Here is an 18,676-nt window from a genome sequence, read left to right on the forward strand (position 1 = left end):
TTATTCTAAAGCTCATTGAAGTCTTCGTCTAACAAATGCATGTACAAAAAAGAGCCTCGCTGAACGAGACTCTCAATTGGCCATCCGTTTTCGTCTTTTCACGAACGAGAAGGCGATGAATAAGACATAGAACGGGACGGCGATGAACCAAAATGTCGGCCATTCTTTCCAACGTGCGAACATCATATACGTCACATAGACGAGACTGATGGTAATGATGAACGAGTGACGTGGCAATGGTACATCTTTAAAACTCGGGATACGAACACGGCTGACCATCAACAAGGCGAGCCCTGTGAAGAAAATCGGTGTCAACAGTTCACTGACGCGGTCACCGAACGTTGTGATGACAGCGAGAAGTCCCCCGGCGGCCGTGATCGGGACACCAGAGAAGTAACTCGCTGCAACGTTTGTCGCTGATAAATTGAAGCGAGCCAGACGATAGGCGCCGAATAGCGGGAAAAGTGCCGCAAAAAACAATCCATAATTGCCGTAATCAATAAAGAAGGTGTAATAAGCGAGCATCGCCGGTGCGACCCCGAACGTTACGATGTCAGCGAGTGAGTCCAATTCTTTTCCAAAATCGCCAGCGACCCCGAGCATACGGGCGAGGCGCCCGTCTAAACTGTCGAGCATCATCGCGATGATGATTAACAGTGTGGCGTTTGAGAAGTCACCACGTGCGGCGTAGACGATGGCGACGACACCACAAAATAAATTTCCGAACGTAAAGGAGTTTGGGACCCACGAACGGATACGTTCTTTCCACATAATTTTGCCCCCAGTAAGGTCATTGGCTGAACCAGTGCCCGTTTGTAAATTGCAGTAAATCTTCAGGTGTTAATTCGATTTGATAGCCGCGTTTTCCGGCAGAAATGGTGATTGTCTCTCTGTCTTGAGCTGCTTCGTGCAGATAGACAGGGAACGGCTTCTTCGCCCCAATCGGAGAGACTCCTCCTCGAATATAACCGGTCAATGTCTCGAGCTCTTTCATCGGGACGGTCGATGCTTTCTTCGCCCCCCAAGCTTTTGCGGCTGCTTTTAAATCGATGTCACGCTCTCCAGAGATGAGAAAGAAGGCATATTGCTTTTTCTCGTTCATGAGACAAATCGTTTTATACAGTTCGTCGAGCGGTTTATTCAATGTCATCGCCACATGTTTAGCTGAGACATCGGTGTCATCAACTTCATACGTATGATAGGTGAACGGAATCTTCTTCTGTTTCAGTTGCCGAGCGGCGTTTGTCAGTTGCATCTGACTCATCCTTTCGTGACCGACTCCTTTTAGAATAGCAAATCAACCAACTTCCCGGCAATTGAACTTCAAAAAACTTTTCAGTAAAGGAAGGAGTTTGAAGGAATGACGAAGAAATGAACAGTGATTCATTTTGAAAGGGGAATGAAAATGGAGACGATTCAATTGACGACACACAATGGAGTAGGGTGGTTGAAACTGAACCGACCTGAAAAGCTAAACGCCTTGAACGAGACGTTGCTTCGTGAAATGAAAACGGCAATCGACACATTTGAACAGGACGACGCGGTTCGTGTCATCGTTCTTGTCGGAGAGGGACGAGCGTTCTCATCCGGACAAGATTTAACGATCGAGAGCGATGCGGACTATGGGGAATATTTAGAAGACGTGTATCATCCACTCGTACGTACGCTTTTCTCATGTCAGAAACCACTCATCGCAGGGATTCACGGTGTCGTGGCTGGAGCAGGACTCAGTTTGGCACTCGCGGCAGACGTTCGAATCGTCGCCAAGTCGACGAAGTTCAGCTCGGCGTTCATTAAAATCGGGTTGGTCGCGGATGCGGGCGGCCCATATCACTTACGTCGACTCATGCGCGACGACCTCGCATTAGATTGGCTCTGGAGTGGCAGTACGATTGACTCGGATGCCGCGCGTACATTCGGGCTCGTCACTGAGCTCGTGGAAGATGCGATGTATACGGAGCGATTGACTTCATATGCGGAGACACTCGCTAGAAAATCACCGGTCGCTGTTCAAGGGATGAAGGCGCTCATGCGAGCCGCTTCATTTGAGGACGGATTGAATGAAGAAATCAAATGGCAACGGAAGTGTGGGGACACGGACGTGCACCGCCAAGCGATGCAGGCATTCTTGATGAAATGAAAAAAGCGGCTGCGGCCGCTTTTTTACGTGGTTGATTTTGCTTCGAACTGGAAGCCTTTTTGTTGCCATGTCCCGTATTTCCAACGACGGAACGCGAAGAATCCGCGGAACCACTCATCGAGGGAGAAGGCGAGCCAAATCCCAAGGATGCCGAGTCCCATTTGAAGACCGAACAAGTAGCTGAACGCCACGGCGACGCCCCACATCGAGGCAATTCCGATCATGACCGGGAAGCGGACGTCCCCGACAGACTTCAATGACCCCATCAAGACGATGTTCATGGCGCGACCCGGCTCTAAAATGAGCGTCGCCCATAAGATTGGCACACCGACCGCGATGATGTCTGGGTTTGATGTGAAGAGACCGAGTAGCGATTCGCTGAACACCGCTAAACCGAGAGAGGCGACGAACGATGCGAACATGGCAATCTTCAATGTCTTGACGGCACGATGATAGGCTTCTTTAAACCGTTTCCCCCCAATATCCCGTGCAATCAAAAGCTGGGTTCCTTGCGCGACGGCGACGGTGAACAAGAAGGCAAGCATTGACAAGTTCATCACGTACACGCGAGCGGCGAGAGAGGCTTCCCCCATCGTCGCAATAAATCCAGTGATGATAATTTGGGATGCCTGATACGATAAATTCTCTCCGGCAGAAGGGACTCCAATCTGAAGGAGTGACTGGATGTCGTCTTTCTTCGGACGAATCACTTCTTTTAACGGGAAGCGGATCATGAGCTTCCGTTTGACGAGCCAGAACAAGAGAACCATAGCGGCGAATCGTGCGATCACGATGGCCCAGGCGACGCCGGCAACACCTGTGACCGGAAGTCCAAACCAGCCGGTAACGGCAAAGATGGCACCGACGGCGGTGATGATATCAATCAGAAGCGTCGCGAGCATGGCGTGTTTGGTCATACCGTGACTCCGGAGGATCGAACTGAGCGCCATGATCAGTGCTTCGGTGAATAACGACAAGCCGACGATTTGCAGGAACAACAGCCCGTGCGCAAACAGTTCGTCCGATAGCTCGAACAAGCGTAAGAACGTTTCACCGAACAAGAAGATGACGACGACCATGATTGCACCGAGCCACATGTTCAAACTGACGGCGGAGCGGGCGAAGTCGCGACTCTTCTTCATGCGCTGTGCCCCGATGGCCTGACCGATCAAAATGGTCGCCCCGACAGACGTCACACTAAAGACAATCAAGAACACGTTTAAGATTTGGTTGGCAACCCCGACGGCCGAAGCAGCAGCGTCTGAGTAGTGAGCGAGCATCAATGTGGCGATAATCCCGGTTCCCATGTGGAGGGCAAGTTCGATGAAAATCGGCCACGACAGTTTGAACAGGGTCAGCTGTTCCGTTTGTTTCGTCTGCATGTAGTGTATTCTCCCTTTTCTCTATAATTCTTTCTATTAACTATTTGTTTTATAAAAATGTCAAAGGTCATCTTACTCCTTATGAAATGAAAAAGAAAGGGGTTTGCTAAATTATTTTCAACAAAAAAATCACCCGAAGGAATCAGGTGATTTTCGAATTTATTTCAATTTCAGAATAGCAGCACTGAATGGAGCGAGTTCGATTTCGAGTGAGTCGAGGTCACGGTCATGCAAGAGGTCCGTGGCGGCTCCTGTATAACCGAGCGGATTCAGTTTCGAAGCAGAGTCTGAGTTGTTGAAGTAAACCAAGTATGTCTCATCTTTCGTACACCGCTCGATGATGACTGCATTGTTCGCATCGTCGACCAGGTTGAAGCGATATGAGCCGGCATTGGCGAGCGCAGGGTGTTCCTTACGAAGCTGGATGAGCTTTTGGATGTAGCGGAAGAGATTACGGTCTTCTTCGGCTTCATCCCACGGCATACAGCGACGGCAACCTGGATCTTGTTCGCCTTCGAGTCCGATTTCGTCCCCGTAATAAATACATGGGCTACCCGTATAAGTCAGCATTGAAGTCATCAAGAGTTTGAACTTGCCTTTATGTCCTTTCGCTCGTGTCAACGCGCGGGGGGTGTCATGCGAATCAATCAAGTTGAACGTGACTTCGTTGACGTTCATCGTGTTCATCATCTCGACACGCGTCAATTCATTGCGGAACTCAGAAGCGGTCGTCCGGTCGAGTGCGAAATAGTTCAAGCTCGCGTTCGTGAACGGATAGTTCATGACGGCATCGAACTGGTCGCCTTGTAGCCAAGGTTGTGAATCGTGCCAAATCTCTCCGAGAATATAAGCTTCCGGGTTCGCATTTTTGACGGTCTTACGGAAGTCACGCCAGAATGCATGATCGACTTCGTTGGCAACGTCAAGACGCCATCCGTCAATGCCGAATTCTTCGACCCAGTAACGGGCGACATCTAATAAGTAAGCTTTTAATTCGGGATGTTCTGTATTGATTTTCGGCATGTTCTTTTCAAATGCGAACGTATCATAGTTCGGCTTCGGTTCTGTGACAACCGGGAAATCGCGAAGGTAGAACCAATCACGGTACTCAGAGGACGGACCGTTTTCGACGACGTCTTGGAACCATGGGTGATGATATCCGACATGATTGAAGACTGCGTCGAGCATGACTTTGATGCCGTTCTCGTGCAAGAGGTCGACCATCTCTTTAAATTTCTCTTTCGTCCCGAACTGTGGATCGATTTCCATGTAGTCGAGCGTATCGTACTTATGGTTTGTCGTCGCTTTAAAGATCGGGCAGAAGTAGATGCCGGTGATCCCGAGTTCGACTAAATGATCGATATGGTCGATCACTCCTTGGAAGTCGCCACCGAAAAAGTTTGTCGTCGTCGGCTCTGTCGAGTTCCATGGGAGCGTCTCTTCAGGATCGAGCGAAGCATCGCCATTTGCGAAACGGTCCGGGAAGATTTGATACCAGACCGTATCCTTCACCCAAGAAGGCGCATGGAAGATATCGATTGGGTTGATGAATGGGACACAGAAGTAGTAACCCGTATCATCGAGCGGCTTCTCTTCGAACCATCCTTTTTCGGTATAAACGGCCGTCTCTTGTCCATCATTCAAACGGAAGCCGTAACGTAGACGTCGGAACGGCGGTTTGATGGAGATGAACCAATAGTCGTAGGCGTCGTCAAACCCGATTTTCTCCATTGGAGTCTCGTATGTACGCCAGTAGCTCGGCTTATCCGGATCGAAGTTCCACATGGCTGGGTCTTCAGCATGCCAATCATAAGGGTCGTTCCAAATCAAATCGACCGATTCGATATCGCCTCGCTTCGTATGGAAACGAATGTGGATTGTCTCGCGATCATATTTGTAGACGAACGGGGACATGGCACGATGATAAATCGCTTCTTTCATCATAAGGAAAACATTCCTTTCTTTATAGGGGATGACATCATTTTACAACATCGGGAATCAAAGAGAACAGATGTTGCGAAAACGTTTGCTCAAGCAAAGGTTAATAAAGCGTTTACATTTTGTCAATTGCTGAAACGCATAAAAAGTGAAGAATTGAGAACAAACATTTGAAAATTACATAAATGGGTCAACAGACGTAAAAAAAGTGTAAAAAAAGACTTGTAAAACGCTTTCACAACTGTATAATAAAAATTGAGGTGAGGATGCAAACGTTTTCACTACCGTGTCAATTTCGTAGCGGAGTTTTAAAATTGACGTGGTCGTGCGATTGCGCAAATCTGACCATACTATTTCCTTGGGGAGGTTTTTCATCATGAAGATGAAAAAAATGGTAGCAGGACTTTCAACAGCAGTATTCGCATTCGGTGCACTTGCTGCATGTGGTGGCGGAACGGACAACGGATCTTCTAACGAAGGTGGTTCTTCAAGCGAGAACAAACCTGAAAAGATCGTCATCTGGGAAGACATCGAAAAGTCTGAAACAACGAAAGAAGTTGCGAAGGCGTTCGAAGAAGAGCATGGCGTAAAAGTTGAAGTTGTCGAAGTACAGATGACAGACCAAAAAGACAAGCTCGCGCTTGACGGTCCAGCTGGAAAAGGTCCAGACATCGTGCTCGTACCACACGACCAGATTGGTACAATCGCAGACCAAGGTCATTTGGCTCCAATCGCTGACGAAGGATCGCTTGACGCGTTCACAGACGCTGCGAAATCAGCTGTCATGTTCGATGGACAAGCTTACGGATATCCAAAATCAGTTGAGACACCAGTTCTCATGTATAACAAAGACTTGATGGCTGAAGCTCCAGCATCTATGGACGACCTTTACAAGTTGTCAAACGATGTAAAAGCTGACGGCGAGTACGGATTCCTTGCACTTTGGGATAACTTCTACTTCGCACACGGTGTTGTCGCTGGATTCGGCGGATACGTGTTCAAAGAAGACGGTGGCGCACTCGACCCAGCGGATATCGGTTTGAACAACGAAGGCGCAGTTGAAGGATTCGAATACATCGGTAAATGGTACGAAGAAGGCCTCTTCCCTAAAGGATTGATCGGAGAGTCTGGCGGCCAAGCGATGGACCAACTCTTCACTGAGAAGAAAGCTCACTCAGTCATGAACGGACCATGGGCTGTAGCTGGTTACACAGATGCAGGCGTGAACCTCGGAGCGGCTCCAATGCCAACACTTCCGAACGGTGAGCCAATCAAGACGTTCATGGGTGTGAAAACATATGCCCTTTCAGCTTACACAGAAAACCAAGAGTGGGCTGAAATGTTCCTTCAAGAGTTGACGAATGAAGAAAACGCATTGGCAATGTTTGAAGCATACAACGAGATCCCACCAGTAGCAGCACTCGAGTCGAACGAGACAATCACGTCGAACGAAGTTGCGAAAGCGGTATTCGACCAAGCAACAAACGCAATCCCAATGCCGAACATTCCTGAAATGGGACAAGTTTGGGAGCCAATGGCTCAAGCGCTTCAGCTTGTAGCAACTGGTAAACAAGATGCACAAAAATCTGCAGATGATGCAGTGAAAGTCATCGAACAACAAATCCAAGCGAACAACCAATAAGGAATTGAGATGACGGGGTACGCCACATGGCGTTCCCCATCATTTTCTAGCATTGAGCAAACGTTTGCTTGATTGATTTGCTCAAATCGAAAGGAGAAACTGAGGATGGCTGCAATTGCGAACCCTAAATCACCGGACCAACGCCCGGACAAGCCTACAAACCATGCTCGGAACGCGGGACTACTTTCCATCATTCCGGGACTCGGACAGTTATACAACAAACAATACGCGAAGGCGGTAGCGTTCTTTATCGTCGTCGTATCTTATTTTGCCGTAAACTATGATCTATTTTTCAAAGGGGCGGGCGCCGGACCAGGTGACCGTGGAGGACTTTGGGGATTGATCACGCTTGGTGAAGTGCCAGGACCTCGTAACGACCACTCCATCTTCTTGATGGTCGAGGGGATTGTCGCGTTAATTTTACTTTTCTTCGGAATCGCGTTCTATGTTTGGAACATTCGTGACGCCTATCGTGTCGGTCGCGCTCGTGATCAGCATCTAAACCTTCCATCGTTCCAAATGCAACTTCGCAACTTGCGTGACCATGGATTCCCATACTTAATGTTAATCCCATCACTCATTTTGTTAGTGTTTACAGTTATTCTTCCATTGATCTTCACGTTCTTGATCGCCTTCACGAACTATCGCTATAACAACGCACCACCAGCGAAACTCGTCGAATGGGTCGGATTCGAGAACTTCACGCGTATCTTTGAAATTGATATCTTCCGTGACACATTCGTCGGAGTACTCGGCTGGACGCTTGTCTGGACGGTCGCTTCAACGACAGGTGTCATCGCGATCGGAATCTTCCTTGCGGTGCTCTTGAACCAAGAAGGACTTCGCTTCCGTCGTTTGTTCCGTTCAATCTTGATTCTTTCATGGGCGGTCCCAGCATTCATCACGATCTTAATCTTCCGCTCGATGTTCAACGAGTCGTTCGGGGTGTTCAATACGACAATCTTACCGGCGCTCGGTCTTGACCCAGTCAACTGGATGACCGATCCGACGGCGACACGTACGGCACTCGTTCTCATTCAATGGTGGCTCGGCTTCCCGTTCATCATGACGCTCATGACGGGTGTGCTTCAGTCGATTCCTGGTGACTTGTATGAAGCGGCGACAATTGACGGAGCGACGATCTTTGATAAGTTCCGCTTGATCACATTGCCGATGCTCTTGTTCGCAACTGCACCGATCTTGATCACGCAGTTCACGTTCAACTTCAACAACTTCAACATCATCTATCTCTTTAATGGCGGTGGCCCTGCTGTACCTGGACAAACGGCCGGCGGTACCGACATCTTGATTTCTTGGATTTACAAATTGTCTCTCGGTGCCAACCCGCAATACGGACTTGCGGCTGCGATCACACTCATCTTGTCATTCTTCATCATGACGCTTGCCGTGATCCAGTTCCGTCGGACAAAATCTTTCAAAGACGAGGATATGATCTGATATGAAAAAACAAAAACGAATCAATTTGGCGATCTCGTATGTCATCTTGACGCTTGCGTCGATCATCATTCTCTATCCGATGCTTTGGGTTGTCGGCACATCGTTCAACCCGGGGCGTACGATTACGTCAACGATTATTCCAGCAAATCCTACGTTCATTCACTACAAAAACTTGTTTGACCTAACGATTTCGGATTATAGTTTATGGTATGTGAACACGTTGAAAATCGCTTTCATCACGATGGCACTCTCAGTCGTCTTGGTGACGATTACTGGATACGTCTTCTCACGTTACCGCTTCGTCGGACGGAAGAACTCGCTCGTCTTGTTCCTCGTCCTTCAAATGGTGCCACAGTTCGTTGCGATCATCGCGATTTATGTGTTGCTCAACATGCTCAATCTTCTTGACACACATACAGCGCTCATCTTGCTCTATGCGGGTGGTGCGATTCCGATGAACACGTACTTGGCGAAAGGGTACTTCGACACGATTCCGAAAGAACTTGACGAAGCAGCCCGCATGGATGGTGCTGGTCACCTCCGAATCTTTTGGCAAATCATCTTGCCGCTCGCGAAGCCGATTGTCGCAACGATTGCTCTCTTTAACTTCATGGGACCATTCAACGACTTTATCTTGGCATCGCTCGTCCTTCGTTCACCAGAGAAACAAACATTGGCAGTTGGTCTTTACAACATGATTTCGAAACAGTTCGATAATAACTTCACGTTATTTGCGGCAGGTGCAGTTCTATCAGCCCTTCCAATCGTCATCTTGTTCTTCATGTTCCAACGCTACTTCGTTTCTGGCCTCACAGCGGGTGGTACGAAAGGATAATACTCGTAAAAGGAGGAAGCGATATGAGGCGAGGCGTCGTGCTCGTGCTCCTGTCGCTTCTTTTGTTTCCGACCGTCGTCGGAGCAAAGGAAGCCGCTACTTGGGAACAAGAACGCATGTATTTTATTATGGTCGACCGATTTGTTGACGGAAATCCGGACAACAATGAACAGGTGGACAAAGATGATCCGAAAGCATTTCACGGTGGTGATATCCGTGGAATCATTGAGAAGCTCGATTATATCGAATCACTCGGCTTCACATCGATTTGGCTGACGCCCGTTTTTGAGAATATGCCGGACGGCTATCACGGGTATTGGATTAAAGATTTCTATAACATCGATCCACAGTTTGGAACGAAAGAGGATTTACAGGAACTCGTTCAGGAAGCGCACAAGCGAGATATGAAAGTCATTCTCGACTTCGTCGTCAACCATGTCGGTCCGAACCACCCGTGGGTTAAAGAAAAGCCGGAATGGTTCCATGAACAGTTACCGATTGTATTTTGGAAAGACCAGGAGCAAGTCGAGACGCACTGGTTGTTCGACTTACCTGACTTCAAAACAGAGGATCCGGAAGTCAAATCGTATTTGATTGATGCGGCGAAGTACTGGATCGAAGAGACGGACATCGACGGCTATCGCCTCGATACGGTTCGTCACGTCGATAAAGCATTCTGGAAAGACTTTGTCGAAGGTGTGCGGTCGGTCGACCCAGACTTTTACTTACTCGCCGAAGTGTTCGACCCAGATCCGCAATACGTCGCGCAATATGACGATCTCGGGTTCAACAGCATCACAAACTTTACATTTTATGACCGTGTGTCGAAAACGATGACGCAACAGCAAGCGAACGTCGACGAGATTGACGTTGCCGCAAGCTATGCCGAAACGTTCTTCAACGACCCGAACCAGATGGCGACGTTCCTCGATAATCACGATGTCGAACGCTTCATGCATATGGCGGAACTCGGTGGTGTGGAATCGGCGGAACGACGCTTACGCCTCGGTTTGTTCGCGCTTTATGCGTCACCTGGTATGCCGATCGTCTTCCAAGGGACAGAAAATGCGCAGACCGGTGGAGCCGACCCGGCGAACCGTGTCATGACGGAATTCCCGGGAAATGAGGAGTTGCATGAATACGTCGCGACCATGAACCGCATGCGGGAAGAGTATCCGGTCTTTGCGACAGGAGAGCAACGCATGATCGCCTCGGAAGATGGGATGGCTGTCTTCGAACGGAAAGACGGAGATGACGTTGCGCTCTATGCAATCAACATGAATCGTGACAATCGAGAGATTGAGATCGATGTCAGTGAAATCGGGGAAGATATGAGACTTCGTGGTCTTTTATTCTCACAACTGGTCACAGATCAGCGCGGAACGTTTACAATTGAACTATCTGGTGAAAGTGCGAACGCTTACATCGTTGAGGAATCTTCGGTCAATCCGTGGATGATGGGCTTGCTCGTCGTTACGATTCCGATTTTCTTGACTGGTTTGGTCATGTGGAAGCGCCGCAAATAAAGACATGAAACGCCGCAAGGCACGAATCGAACTCACGGAAGCAGGGGGGAACACCATGCAAATTACAATCAAAGATGTAGCGAAGCACGCGAACGTCGCGCCGTCGACAGTCTCTCGCGTCATCGCCAACAGCCCAAGAATCAGTCAAAAGACAAAAGAACGGGTCAGAAGTTCCATGGAAGAACTCGGGTATCATCCGAACATTCATGCGAGAAGTCTCGCTAACCGCTCGACGCAGTCGATTGGTCTCGTCATGCCGAGCGCGGCAACAAAGACACTTCAAAACCCGTTCTTCCCGGAAGTGCTACGAGGAATTAGCACGAAGGCGCACCAGAATGGATACTCGCTTTATATGACGACCGGCGTGACAGAAGAAGAAGTTTTGTCCGGTGTGATCGAGATGGTTCAAGGACGCCGTGTCGACGGTGTCATCGTTCTTTATTCACGTGAAGACGACCAAGTCGTCCAATACTTACGTCAAACGAAGTTTCCGTTCGTCGTGGTCGGGAAGCCGTTCGGGGACGCTTCTTCCATCACTTACGTCGATACGGACAACTATTTGGCTGGTCGCGAAGTGACGAAACACCTTTATAACTTAGGTCATCGTCGCATCGCCTTCATCGGGGGATCGGATAAACTCGCCGTCACACAAGATCGTCGGAACGGGTACGCGACAGCCCTCATGGAAGCAGGCATTCCGGTATGCGAAGATTACATCGCCCGGGCCGAATTCATGACAAAAGGTGGCGCGAAGGCCGTCCGTGAGTTGTTGCAAAACGAGGAACCACCGACAGCCGTCGTCGTCAGTGACGATATGATGGCACTCGGCGTCATCAGCACATTAAGCGAGATGGGGCTCAAAATCCCAGAGGACGTCGCGGTCGTCAGTTTCAATAACGTTTATATCGCGGAGCACTCGAACCCGCCACTCACTTCGGTCGAAATTAACATCTTCGGTCTCGGTTTCGAGGCGACGAACTGCTTGATCGAACAAATCAGTGATAATGCTCCCCCTTATGGGAAGCGTGTCATCGTGCCACATTATCTGGTCGTCCGCCAATCATGTGGGCAGAAGAAGAGTAAGGCGACCGAAACATTAGAATCGAATTCTTGATTTATCAGGCGATTTCGCAGAAGCGGAGTCGTCTTTTGCATATCCTTTTGATTGAAGCTTCATGAAGTAGGGAACAAGTTTCACGAAGGAATCGAAATCGAAAGGATGGATAGAGATGAGTGAAAGAAGATTTGTCGGAACATTCGATACGAAAGAAAGCCTACTGTCTAAGATCAATGAGCTGAAAGAGAGTGGGTATGATGAAGGGGAACTATTTGTCGTGACGGAGCGGGATGAAGCCGTTCATGTCCTTAAACGAGAGACGGACCTAAACATAGAAGAAGGTGACACATTCTGGCTAGACAACCTCAACGGAGGGGGAAGCGAGGATCGGGATACGAAACAGGCGCTCACCGATTTAGGGATCTCAGACCACGAAATCGAACAGGCGCATGCTTCAATCAAACAAGGAGGATATGCACTCGTCATCGACGAACCCGATACCGGATTCAATGATGGGCGAAGTGCGGTATTCGAGGGACACGAAGCGAATGCGGCGTTTGGTGAGGATCAGGAAAATGGACAGAAAGATTGATTGAAACCGTCTCGATGAGAGGCGGTTTTTTTGATTGTAAAATGTGATGAAAAAAAGAAAGAAAAAGTTTTATGCAAACGATTGCATTCTCGTTTCAGTTGTGTAAAATGAAAGGTGAGATTAAATACAGCGCTTTCATAGACAAACGGTTGCATGAACTAGTTGTCCGTCGAAGGTAGCCTTGTAGAGAAAAAGGAGTGGCAGACAGATGAAACGATTGTTTGCAGTCGATGAATGGAAAGTAACAGAGGAAGGTCTTCACCCGAAAGAGAACCGTCTTGCAGAATCCATCACATCGCTCGGGAACGGGCATATGGGGATGCGAGGAAACTTTGAGGAAGATTACTCGAATGATACGCACCAAGGATTCTACGTGGCGGGCGTCTACTACCCGGACAAAACACGTGTCGGTTGGTGGAAGAACGGATACCCTGAATACTTTGCCAAAGTGTTGAATGCGACAAACGTCATCGGTCTCCGCGTGGTCATCAATGGTACACCGGTCGACTTGGCAAAATGGGAAGTGAAAGATTTCACCCGCGAGCTCGACATGCAGCGTGGTGTCCTCACACGGACGTTCACCTTGATGAACGGGACAGAAGAGACGAAAGTGGAAGTCATCCGCTTCTTCTCGATCGTGGATAAAGAAGTCTTGGCAATCCGTTACAACGTCACACCAGTCAACTACGAAGCAAAAATTGAGTTCACTCCATATTTAGATGGCGATGTCGTCAACGAAGACTCGAACTACGATGAGAAGTTCTGGCTTCCGGTCGACCGTGGTGTGGAAGAGCGTTTCGCTTTCGTTACGACGAAGACGAAGAAACTCGACTGGCATGTCACGGCATCGATGATTGCGGACGTCGAAGGCGCTCGTTGTGAAGTGCTTGAAGCGACAGATTTGTTTGTTGCCAACAAATTCACTGTCAACGTAACGGCCGGTGAGACAGCGACAGCCTACAAGTATGTGTCGGTCGTCACGAACCGCGACCACGAGGTTGAAGCATTGCAGTCAGCTGGGATGACACGTGTCGAAGCGGCGTTTGAAAAAGGATTTGAGACACTTCTCGCTGAACAGACGGAAGCATGGCTCGCACGCTGGGAAGATGCGGATGTTCGTATCGATGGAGACATCGAGGCACAACAAGGAATTCGTTTCAACATCTTCAACATGTATCAAACATATACAGGTGAAGATTCACGTCTTAACATCGGTCCAAAAGGATTCACAGGTGAGAAGTACGGCGGTGCGACGTATTGGGATACTGAAGCCTACTGCCTCCACTTCTACTTGGCGACAGCCAAACCAGAAGTCTCATGGAACTTGCTCAAATACCGTCACAATCAACTGCCACAGGCAAAAGAGAATGCTATAAAGAATGTCGGTATGGAAGGCGCGCTTTATCCGATGGTCACGATGAATGGGGAAGAGTGCCACAACGAGTGGGAAATCACGCATGAAGAGATTCACCGTAACGGTGCGATTGCCCATGCCATCTTCAACTATACGAACTTCACAGGCGACAAGTCGTACCTTGGACAATACGGATTGGAAGTATTGGTCGAGATCTCGCGTTACTGGGCTAGCCGCGTCAACTTTGTCCCGCACAAAGACGTGTATATGATCCTAGGCGTCACAGGTCCAAACGAATATGACAACAACGTCAACAACAACTGGTATACGAACTTGATCGCCGCATGGACGCTCGAATATACGCAGGAAGTGTACAACTACTTGAAAGAAGTAGAACCTGCACGTCTCGAAGAACTCGTGTCGACACTCGGCATCACGGATGCTGAACTTGCGAAGTGGGCAGACATCCAAACGAAGATGTATTATCCAAAAGATGATCTCGTTCCAGATGTTTTCATGCAACAGGACGGATTCATGGATAAAGAGCAGATTTTGGTGAAAGACCTCGATCCGAGACATCTTCCGCTCAACCAAAACTGGTCATGGGATCGCATTCTTCGCTCGAACTTTATCAAACAAGCAGACGTCCTCCAAGGACTCTATACGTTCGGTGACCGCTTCACGGTCGAACAGAAGCGTGCAAACTTTGACTTCTACGAGCCACGCACGGTTCACGAATCGAGCTTGTCACCATGCGTCTACTCGATCATTGCGGCAGAAGTCGGTTATGAAGACAAAGCGGTCGAGTTGTACCAACGTTCGGCGCGCCTTGACCTCGACAACTATAACAATGACACGGAAGACGGATTGCACATCACGTCGATGGTCGGTTCGTGGATGTCCATCGTTCATGGATTCGCTGGAATGCGCATTCAAGAGGATAACCTCTCGTTTAGCCCGATGATTCCGAAAGATTGGAACGGTTACTCGTTCAACATGCTCTGGCGCGGCCATCACTTGACGGTCACATCATCACGTGAACAAGTGACAATCAAGCAAACAGGTGGTACAGACGTGACCATCCATGTGTATGGAAATGCGGTAACGGTTCCTGCGAATGAATCGATTACAATCGAGACAGTGAAAGCGTGACCAATCGTTTCATACGAACAAGCCGACCTCGGTCGGCTTGTTTTTGTGTGAAAAACTTATCGGATTTCCTGCATATTTGCTGTATGCAGCATGAATAATCTATGTTATCTTGATTCTTAGCTATTTTGAGAAAGGGGAGTTGAAGCTTGACGGAAGCCGTTAAAGAACATACACGAATCGGGGTTGTCTCGATCATCGGAGGATTGTTCGTTGCCTTATCCATGACATTATTTTTAATTCCAGCTGGCGTCTATTCGACAGGATTTACGGGTCTTGCCCAAATCTTGACGAAATTGTTAGAGGGTACACCGCTTGAATTAGGGGAAGGACTCTGGTTCTTTATTCTGAACGCACCACTGCTCGTCGTCAGTTATTTTATGCTCGGGCGGAACATGATGATCCATACGCTGGTCAGTGTCGCCTCGGTCACGTTGTTCATTCGTTTGCTTCCGCAATCGCAGCTTCTCTCGGACGATCCACTTTTGAACGCTGTATTTGGCGGTGTGCTCTTGGCAATCGGCTCGGGGATCACGATTCGGTATGGAGCCTCGACGGGTGGCTTTGACATCGTTGCGCTGATTCTCGCGAAGTTTACGAACAACTCGGTTGGGGTCTATCTCTTCTTGATGAACATGATGATTGCCCTCGCAGCAGGTGCCTTGTTCGGATGGCCGACAGCGCTTTATACGATCGTCTTCTTGTATGTGACGTCAAAAGTCATCGATGAGATTTACACGAATACACAGCGTCAAACGCTCTTCATCGTGACGAATCACCCGGACGAGGTGACAAAGGAACTACATCAACACGTGTTCCGCGGGATCACGCTCATGCCGGCAATCGGAACATACTCGAAAGTCGAGAAAGCAACGCTCATGATGGTCGCACAACGACACGAGGTGCGTGAGATCACGCGCATCTGTAAAGATGCAGACCCATCGGTTTGGATCAATATTTTACCGACAGAGGACGTCGAAGGGACGTTCCGTCGCTAAACATGAATAAATCATAAAAAGCACCGACTTAGAAAAGTCGGTGCTTTCATTATACCTTGATGCCAAGTCGCTCTTCTAAGAAGAAGGCAATCCCGTCATCCATATTTGAAGCCGTCACTTCGTTGGCTACATTCTTCAATTGGTCGATGGCGTTCCCCATCGCGACACCGGTACCGACATAGTCGAGCATCTCGAGGTCGTTCTCTTCGTCACCGAACGCGATGATGTGCTTCCGGTCGATGTTCAAATGCTTCGAGACCTCTTGAAGTCCAAGTGCCTTCGATGTGTTTTTGCTCATGACTTCAATCATATGTTCGGGCATACGCCACTGACGGTTCAATACCGCCTCCGCATGAATGTCATCGAGTTGGGAGCGGACGTGCGCGACGTGATCTTTTGTCGCATGAATCAATAAGGACGTCGGCTCGTCCTGCAAATGCGTCAACAAGTTACCTGATGTGACGCTGAGCGCACGTTCTGCATACGGACTATAGAACTCTTGCGGGTCTTTTTGGAAGTACACGTGGTCCGTCACTTCGACGACGATATTGTGTGCCTTCGTATCCGCTACTTCTTCAATGATGTCATGGGCGGTCTTGAGCGGAATCGGTCGGTGTGTCACCGCATAATTCGCATCTTTCGGGTGATGTACGAGCGCACCGTTGAAGTTGACGAGTGGTGTCGTCAATCCCATTTGCTCATAGTACATGATCGAATGGCGCTTTGGACGCCCTGTGGCGATCATGACTTCATGACCAGCTTCACGCGCCGCTTGAAGTGCGCGAAGGTTTCGTTCGCTGATTGTTTTATCATCTCTTAATAACGTTCCATCTAAATCGACTGCGATTAAATAACGTGACATCAGTCATCCTCTTTTCTTCACAATGATGTTTCTACGACCGTATCACATTTTTCGATTTGACGGAAAGAATATACAATCGAAGTCGCATATTCTATTCGAACAATGCTATACTAATGTCGTATGAATTTTTACGAATCATCTGTGAGATGGAGGGGACGTTCAATGCGTTATTTAGTGACATTGATCTGGGCGATTGTGCTCTCAAATACAGCGGTATTTATCATTTCTGCCGTTGATGGTGTAGAGTTCAACGCGATGCTCGCGACAGGATTTGGCGTGGCCATCACAATCTTCGTTGCAATTCTCGATGTCTTGAATCAAGACATGGGAATCAGCGACGTTGCACAAGAGAAGTAAGCCGTCTACAATCAAACTGACTCGTGCATGAGTCAGTCTTTTTTCTTTATTCAACATAGAGGAGGATCACACATATGAAAAACCCTGAAAAACGCGCGAATTTTATCACGTTCGCCATTATCGGTGCGATTATCGTCATCGGAATCGGTTTGTTGTACTTTTTAAATGGAAACAATACTGACGATGGTGTCAACGCCGTCACAGCAGATGAATTGCAACAACAATTAGACCAAGATGGTGAAGTCGTCGCTTACTTCTGGCAAACGGGCTGCGAATACTGTGAGCAAGTGAAGCCTTATGTCGAACCTCTTATCGAAGAATATGATGCGGTCTCGATCAACTTGTCTGACCATAACGTATGGACGACGTATGGGATTGAAGGTACGCCGACTATCATCCGATTTGAAGATGGAAAAGAGGTCGGTCGAATTGAAGGAGCCGTCTCTGAACAACAATACGAGACGTTCTTTAAAAATGAGGAGGCCAAAGAGGAATGAAGCGTCGTTTCTACCAAACGTTATTTGAGCTGAACGCCTCGCCTTGGATCGCCAAACGTCTCAAGCGTTTCGCAGAATCAGATGTGAGTCGTCACTTGATTCCATCGTTTGCAAAAGTATATGACATTGCGGTAGAAGAGGCAGAGCAACCGCTTGCTGCCTATCCATCATTGCATGCGTTCTTTACCCGTCACTTGAAGACGGGAGCACGTACGATTGATGAGTCGTCCGATACCCTCGTAGCACCGTGTGATGGCAAGTTATCGGTCATCGAATCGATTTCAGAAGACAGTCGTTTCGAGGTGAAAGGTCAGTCGTATACGCTTGCGGAGTTACTCGGTTCTCAACAAGAAGCAAGACGTTATGCAGGGGGGACGGTCGTCGTTCTCTACCTCAGTCCGCGCGATTATCACCGCGTCCACACACCGCTCTCTGGTCGTGTGCTCAGTCACTATGAGCTCGGGGACCGTTCGGCACCGGTGAATGAAATCGGATTGACGGAGACGGTTCGACCGCTCTCACGCAACTACCGTCGCGTGACGCGCTTTGACAGCCCAGCCGGAACGTACGAACATATCATGGTCGGTGCCTTGAACGTCAACACGATTGAGTGGACGCTCGAAGGAGACCAGGCGGGCAAAGGAGAAGAGGTGGGATACTTCTCGTTCGGTTCGACCGTCGTTCTTTGTTTTGAGAAGGATACGATTCAAATGGACCGTGAAAAGATCGGTCCGGTTCGACTCGGTGAAGTCATCGGGACAATCAAATCCAACTAATTTTGTGTCAATTTTCTTCCGACCGAACGATAGACTAGTCGTTTGGTCGGTTTTCGTTTACCATAGAAGGGATATCAATACTTGTATAAGTAGTTGAATCGTTTAGCTAATTG

The 18,676-nt window shown here is 48.6% G+C and carries 17 protein-coding genes; 12 read left to right on the forward strand and 5 right to left on the reverse strand.

The annotated features are described in order from the left end of the window. Positions 1–72: 72 nt before the first annotated feature. Both pssA and ybaK read right to left on the reverse strand, forming a co-directional pair. Positions 73–771 (reverse strand): CDP-diacylglycerol--serine O-phosphatidyltransferase, encoded by a 699-nt coding sequence (gene pssA, locus GVY42_RS14705; RefSeq protein WP_031421233.1) that lies wholly within the window; start codon positions 769–771, stop codon positions 73–75. Between the two features lie 19 nt (positions 772–790). After that, a complete protein-coding gene (ybaK, locus tag GVY42_RS14710; protein ID WP_159561895.1) occupies positions 791–1,255 on the reverse strand; it encodes a Cys-tRNA(Pro) deacylase in 465 nt (154 codons plus the stop codon). A gap of 150 nt (positions 1,256–1,405) precedes the next feature. Here ybaK and GVY42_RS14715 point away from each other — a divergent pair, with 150 nt between their 5' ends. After that, complete coding sequence (locus tag GVY42_RS14715; RefSeq protein WP_074037644.1) at positions 1,406–2,140, forward strand: enoyl-CoA hydratase/isomerase family protein; 735 nt, start codon at positions 1,406–1,408, stop codon at positions 2,138–2,140. A 23-nt stretch (positions 2,141–2,163) separates the two neighbouring features. Here GVY42_RS14715 and GVY42_RS14720 read toward each other — a convergent pair whose 3' ends face one another. Both GVY42_RS14720 and GVY42_RS14725 read right to left on the reverse strand, forming a co-directional pair. Beyond that, the gene (locus GVY42_RS14720) at positions 2,164–3,522 is read right to left on the reverse strand and encodes an MATE family efflux transporter (RefSeq protein WP_159561896.1); all 1,359 of its coding nucleotides are present in this window, start codon (positions 3,520–3,522) and stop codon (positions 2,164–2,166) included. 159 nt (positions 3,523–3,681) lie between these two features. Continuing rightward, entirely contained in the window at positions 3,682–5,466 is a 1,785-nt protein-coding gene (locus GVY42_RS14725) for a glycoside hydrolase family 13 protein (protein ID WP_159561897.1), read from the reverse strand. Positions 5,467–5,836: 370 nt separating this feature from the next. Here GVY42_RS14725 and GVY42_RS14730 point away from each other — a divergent pair, with 370 nt between their 5' ends. The 8 genes from GVY42_RS14730 to GVY42_RS14765 all read left to right on the forward strand — a co-directional run bounded on the left by GVY42_RS14730 (position 5,837) and on the right by GVY42_RS14765 (position 16,071). Further along, positions 5,837–7,102 (forward strand): extracellular solute-binding protein, encoded by a 1,266-nt coding sequence (locus GVY42_RS14730; protein WP_074037640.1) that lies wholly within the window; start codon positions 5,837–5,839, stop codon positions 7,100–7,102. A 105-nt stretch (positions 7,103–7,207) separates the two neighbouring features. Beyond that, positions 7,208–8,560 carry a sugar ABC transporter permease gene (locus tag GVY42_RS14735; RefSeq protein ID WP_015880983.1) on the forward strand — a complete coding sequence of 451 codons (1,353 nt, stop codon included), beginning with the start codon at positions 7,208–7,210 and terminating at the stop codon, positions 8,558–8,560. Position 8,561: 1 nt separating this feature from the next. After that, entirely contained in the window at positions 8,562–9,395 is an 834-nt protein-coding gene (locus tag GVY42_RS14740; protein WP_074037639.1) for a sugar ABC transporter permease, read from the forward strand. Positions 9,396–9,418: 23 nt separating this feature from the next. Further along, on the forward strand, positions 9,419–10,921 hold the full coding sequence (locus GVY42_RS14745; protein WP_159561898.1) for an alpha-amylase family glycosyl hydrolase: 1,503 nt from the start codon (positions 9,419–9,421) through the stop codon (positions 10,919–10,921). A 55-nt stretch (positions 10,922–10,976) separates the two neighbouring features. Then, positions 10,977–12,035: a LacI family DNA-binding transcriptional regulator gene (locus GVY42_RS14750; protein ID WP_015880986.1), complete on the forward strand. Its 1,059-nt coding sequence runs from the start codon at positions 10,977–10,979 to the stop codon at positions 12,033–12,035. Between the two features lie 115 nt (positions 12,036–12,150). Continuing rightward, positions 12,151–12,570 carry a general stress protein gene (locus tag GVY42_RS14755; RefSeq protein WP_159561899.1) on the forward strand — a complete coding sequence of 140 codons (420 nt, stop codon included), beginning with the start codon at positions 12,151–12,153 and terminating at the stop codon, positions 12,568–12,570. Between the two features lie 208 nt (positions 12,571–12,778). Next, on the forward strand, positions 12,779–15,076 hold the full coding sequence (locus GVY42_RS14760) for a glycoside hydrolase family 65 protein (protein ID WP_159561900.1): 2,298 nt from the start codon (positions 12,779–12,781) through the stop codon (positions 15,074–15,076). 146 nt (positions 15,077–15,222) lie between these two features. Next, positions 15,223–16,071 carry a YitT family protein gene (locus GVY42_RS14765; protein ID WP_031421243.1) on the forward strand — a complete coding sequence of 283 codons (849 nt, stop codon included), beginning with the start codon at positions 15,223–15,225 and terminating at the stop codon, positions 16,069–16,071. 49 nt (positions 16,072–16,120) lie between these two features. Here the strand turns inward: GVY42_RS14765 and GVY42_RS14770 are convergent, their stop codons facing one another. Continuing rightward, positions 16,121–16,933 (reverse strand): Cof-type HAD-IIB family hydrolase, encoded by an 813-nt coding sequence (locus GVY42_RS14770; protein ID WP_159561901.1) that lies wholly within the window; start codon positions 16,931–16,933, stop codon positions 16,121–16,123. Positions 16,934–17,095: 162 nt separating this feature from the next. On the opposite strand from GVY42_RS14770, the gene GVY42_RS14775 reads away from it, so the two are divergent. The 3 genes from GVY42_RS14775 to GVY42_RS14785 all read left to right on the forward strand — a co-directional run bounded on the left by GVY42_RS14775 (position 17,096) and on the right by GVY42_RS14785 (position 18,563). After that, positions 17,096–17,290, forward strand: a complete 195-nt coding sequence (locus GVY42_RS14775; RefSeq protein ID WP_015880991.1) for a YjzD family protein — start codon at positions 17,096–17,098, stop codon at positions 17,288–17,290. Between the two features lie 74 nt (positions 17,291–17,364). Beyond that, a complete protein-coding gene (locus tag GVY42_RS14780) occupies positions 17,365–17,787 on the forward strand; it encodes a thioredoxin family protein (RefSeq protein ID WP_159561902.1) in 423 nt (140 codons plus the stop codon). Next, positions 17,784–18,563 carry a phosphatidylserine decarboxylase gene (locus GVY42_RS14785; RefSeq protein WP_159561903.1) on the forward strand — a complete coding sequence of 260 codons (780 nt, stop codon included), beginning with the start codon at positions 17,784–17,786 and terminating at the stop codon, positions 18,561–18,563. The genes GVY42_RS14780 and GVY42_RS14785 overlap by 4 nt, the downstream gene beginning before the upstream one ends. Positions 18,564–18,676: the final 113 nt, after the last annotated feature.

The organism is Exiguobacterium sp. 8A (genome assembly GCF_902506275.1).
GTDB lineage: Bacteria > Bacillota > Bacilli > Exiguobacteriales > Exiguobacteriaceae > Exiguobacterium > Exiguobacterium profundum.

What these genes read in the sequence shown, in the direction of transcription:
- GVY42_RS14720 (WP_159561896.1), bottom strand. Translation starts at nt 3,522, where the DNA reads ATGCAGACGAAACAAACGGAACAGCTGACCCTGTTCAAACTGTCGTGG.
- GVY42_RS14760 (WP_159561900.1), top strand. Translation starts at nt 12,779, where the DNA reads ATGAAACGATTGTTTGCAGTCGATGAATGGAAAGTAACAGAGGAAGGT.
- GVY42_RS14770 (WP_159561901.1), bottom strand. Translation starts at nt 16,933, where the DNA reads ATGTCACGTTATTTAATCGCAGTCGATTTAGATGGAACGTTATTAAGA.
- GVY42_RS14745 (WP_159561898.1), top strand. Translation starts at nt 9,419, where the DNA reads ATGAGGCGAGGCGTCGTGCTCGTGCTCCTGTCGCTTCTTTTGTTTCCG.
- GVY42_RS14775 (WP_015880991.1), top strand. Translation starts at nt 17,096, where the DNA reads ATGCGTTATTTAGTGACATTGATCTGGGCGATTGTGCTCTCAAATACA.
- ybaK (WP_159561895.1), bottom strand. Translation starts at nt 1,255, where the DNA reads ATGCAACTGACAAACGCCGCTCGGCAACTGAAACAGAAGAAGATTCCG.
- GVY42_RS14725 (WP_159561897.1), bottom strand. Translation starts at nt 5,466, where the DNA reads ATGATGAAAGAAGCGATTTATCATCGTGCCATGTCCCCGTTCGTCTAC.
- GVY42_RS14715 (WP_074037644.1), top strand. Translation starts at nt 1,406, where the DNA reads ATGGAGACGATTCAATTGACGACACACAATGGAGTAGGGTGGTTGAAA.
- GVY42_RS14740 (WP_074037639.1), top strand. Translation starts at nt 8,562, where the DNA reads ATGAAAAAACAAAAACGAATCAATTTGGCGATCTCGTATGTCATCTTG.
- GVY42_RS14735 (WP_015880983.1), top strand. Translation starts at nt 7,208, where the DNA reads ATGGCTGCAATTGCGAACCCTAAATCACCGGACCAACGCCCGGACAAG.
- GVY42_RS14785 (WP_159561903.1), top strand. Translation starts at nt 17,784, where the DNA reads ATGAAGCGTCGTTTCTACCAAACGTTATTTGAGCTGAACGCCTCGCCT.
- GVY42_RS14780 (WP_159561902.1), top strand. Translation starts at nt 17,365, where the DNA reads ATGAAAAACCCTGAAAAACGCGCGAATTTTATCACGTTCGCCATTATC.
- GVY42_RS14755 (WP_159561899.1), top strand. Translation starts at nt 12,151, where the DNA reads ATGAGTGAAAGAAGATTTGTCGGAACATTCGATACGAAAGAAAGCCTA.
- GVY42_RS14730 (WP_074037640.1), top strand. Translation starts at nt 5,837, where the DNA reads ATGAAGATGAAAAAAATGGTAGCAGGACTTTCAACAGCAGTATTCGCA.
- GVY42_RS14750 (WP_015880986.1), top strand. Translation starts at nt 10,977, where the DNA reads ATGCAAATTACAATCAAAGATGTAGCGAAGCACGCGAACGTCGCGCCG.
- pssA (WP_031421233.1), bottom strand. Translation starts at nt 771, where the DNA reads ATGTGGAAAGAACGTATCCGTTCGTGGGTCCCAAACTCCTTTACGTTC.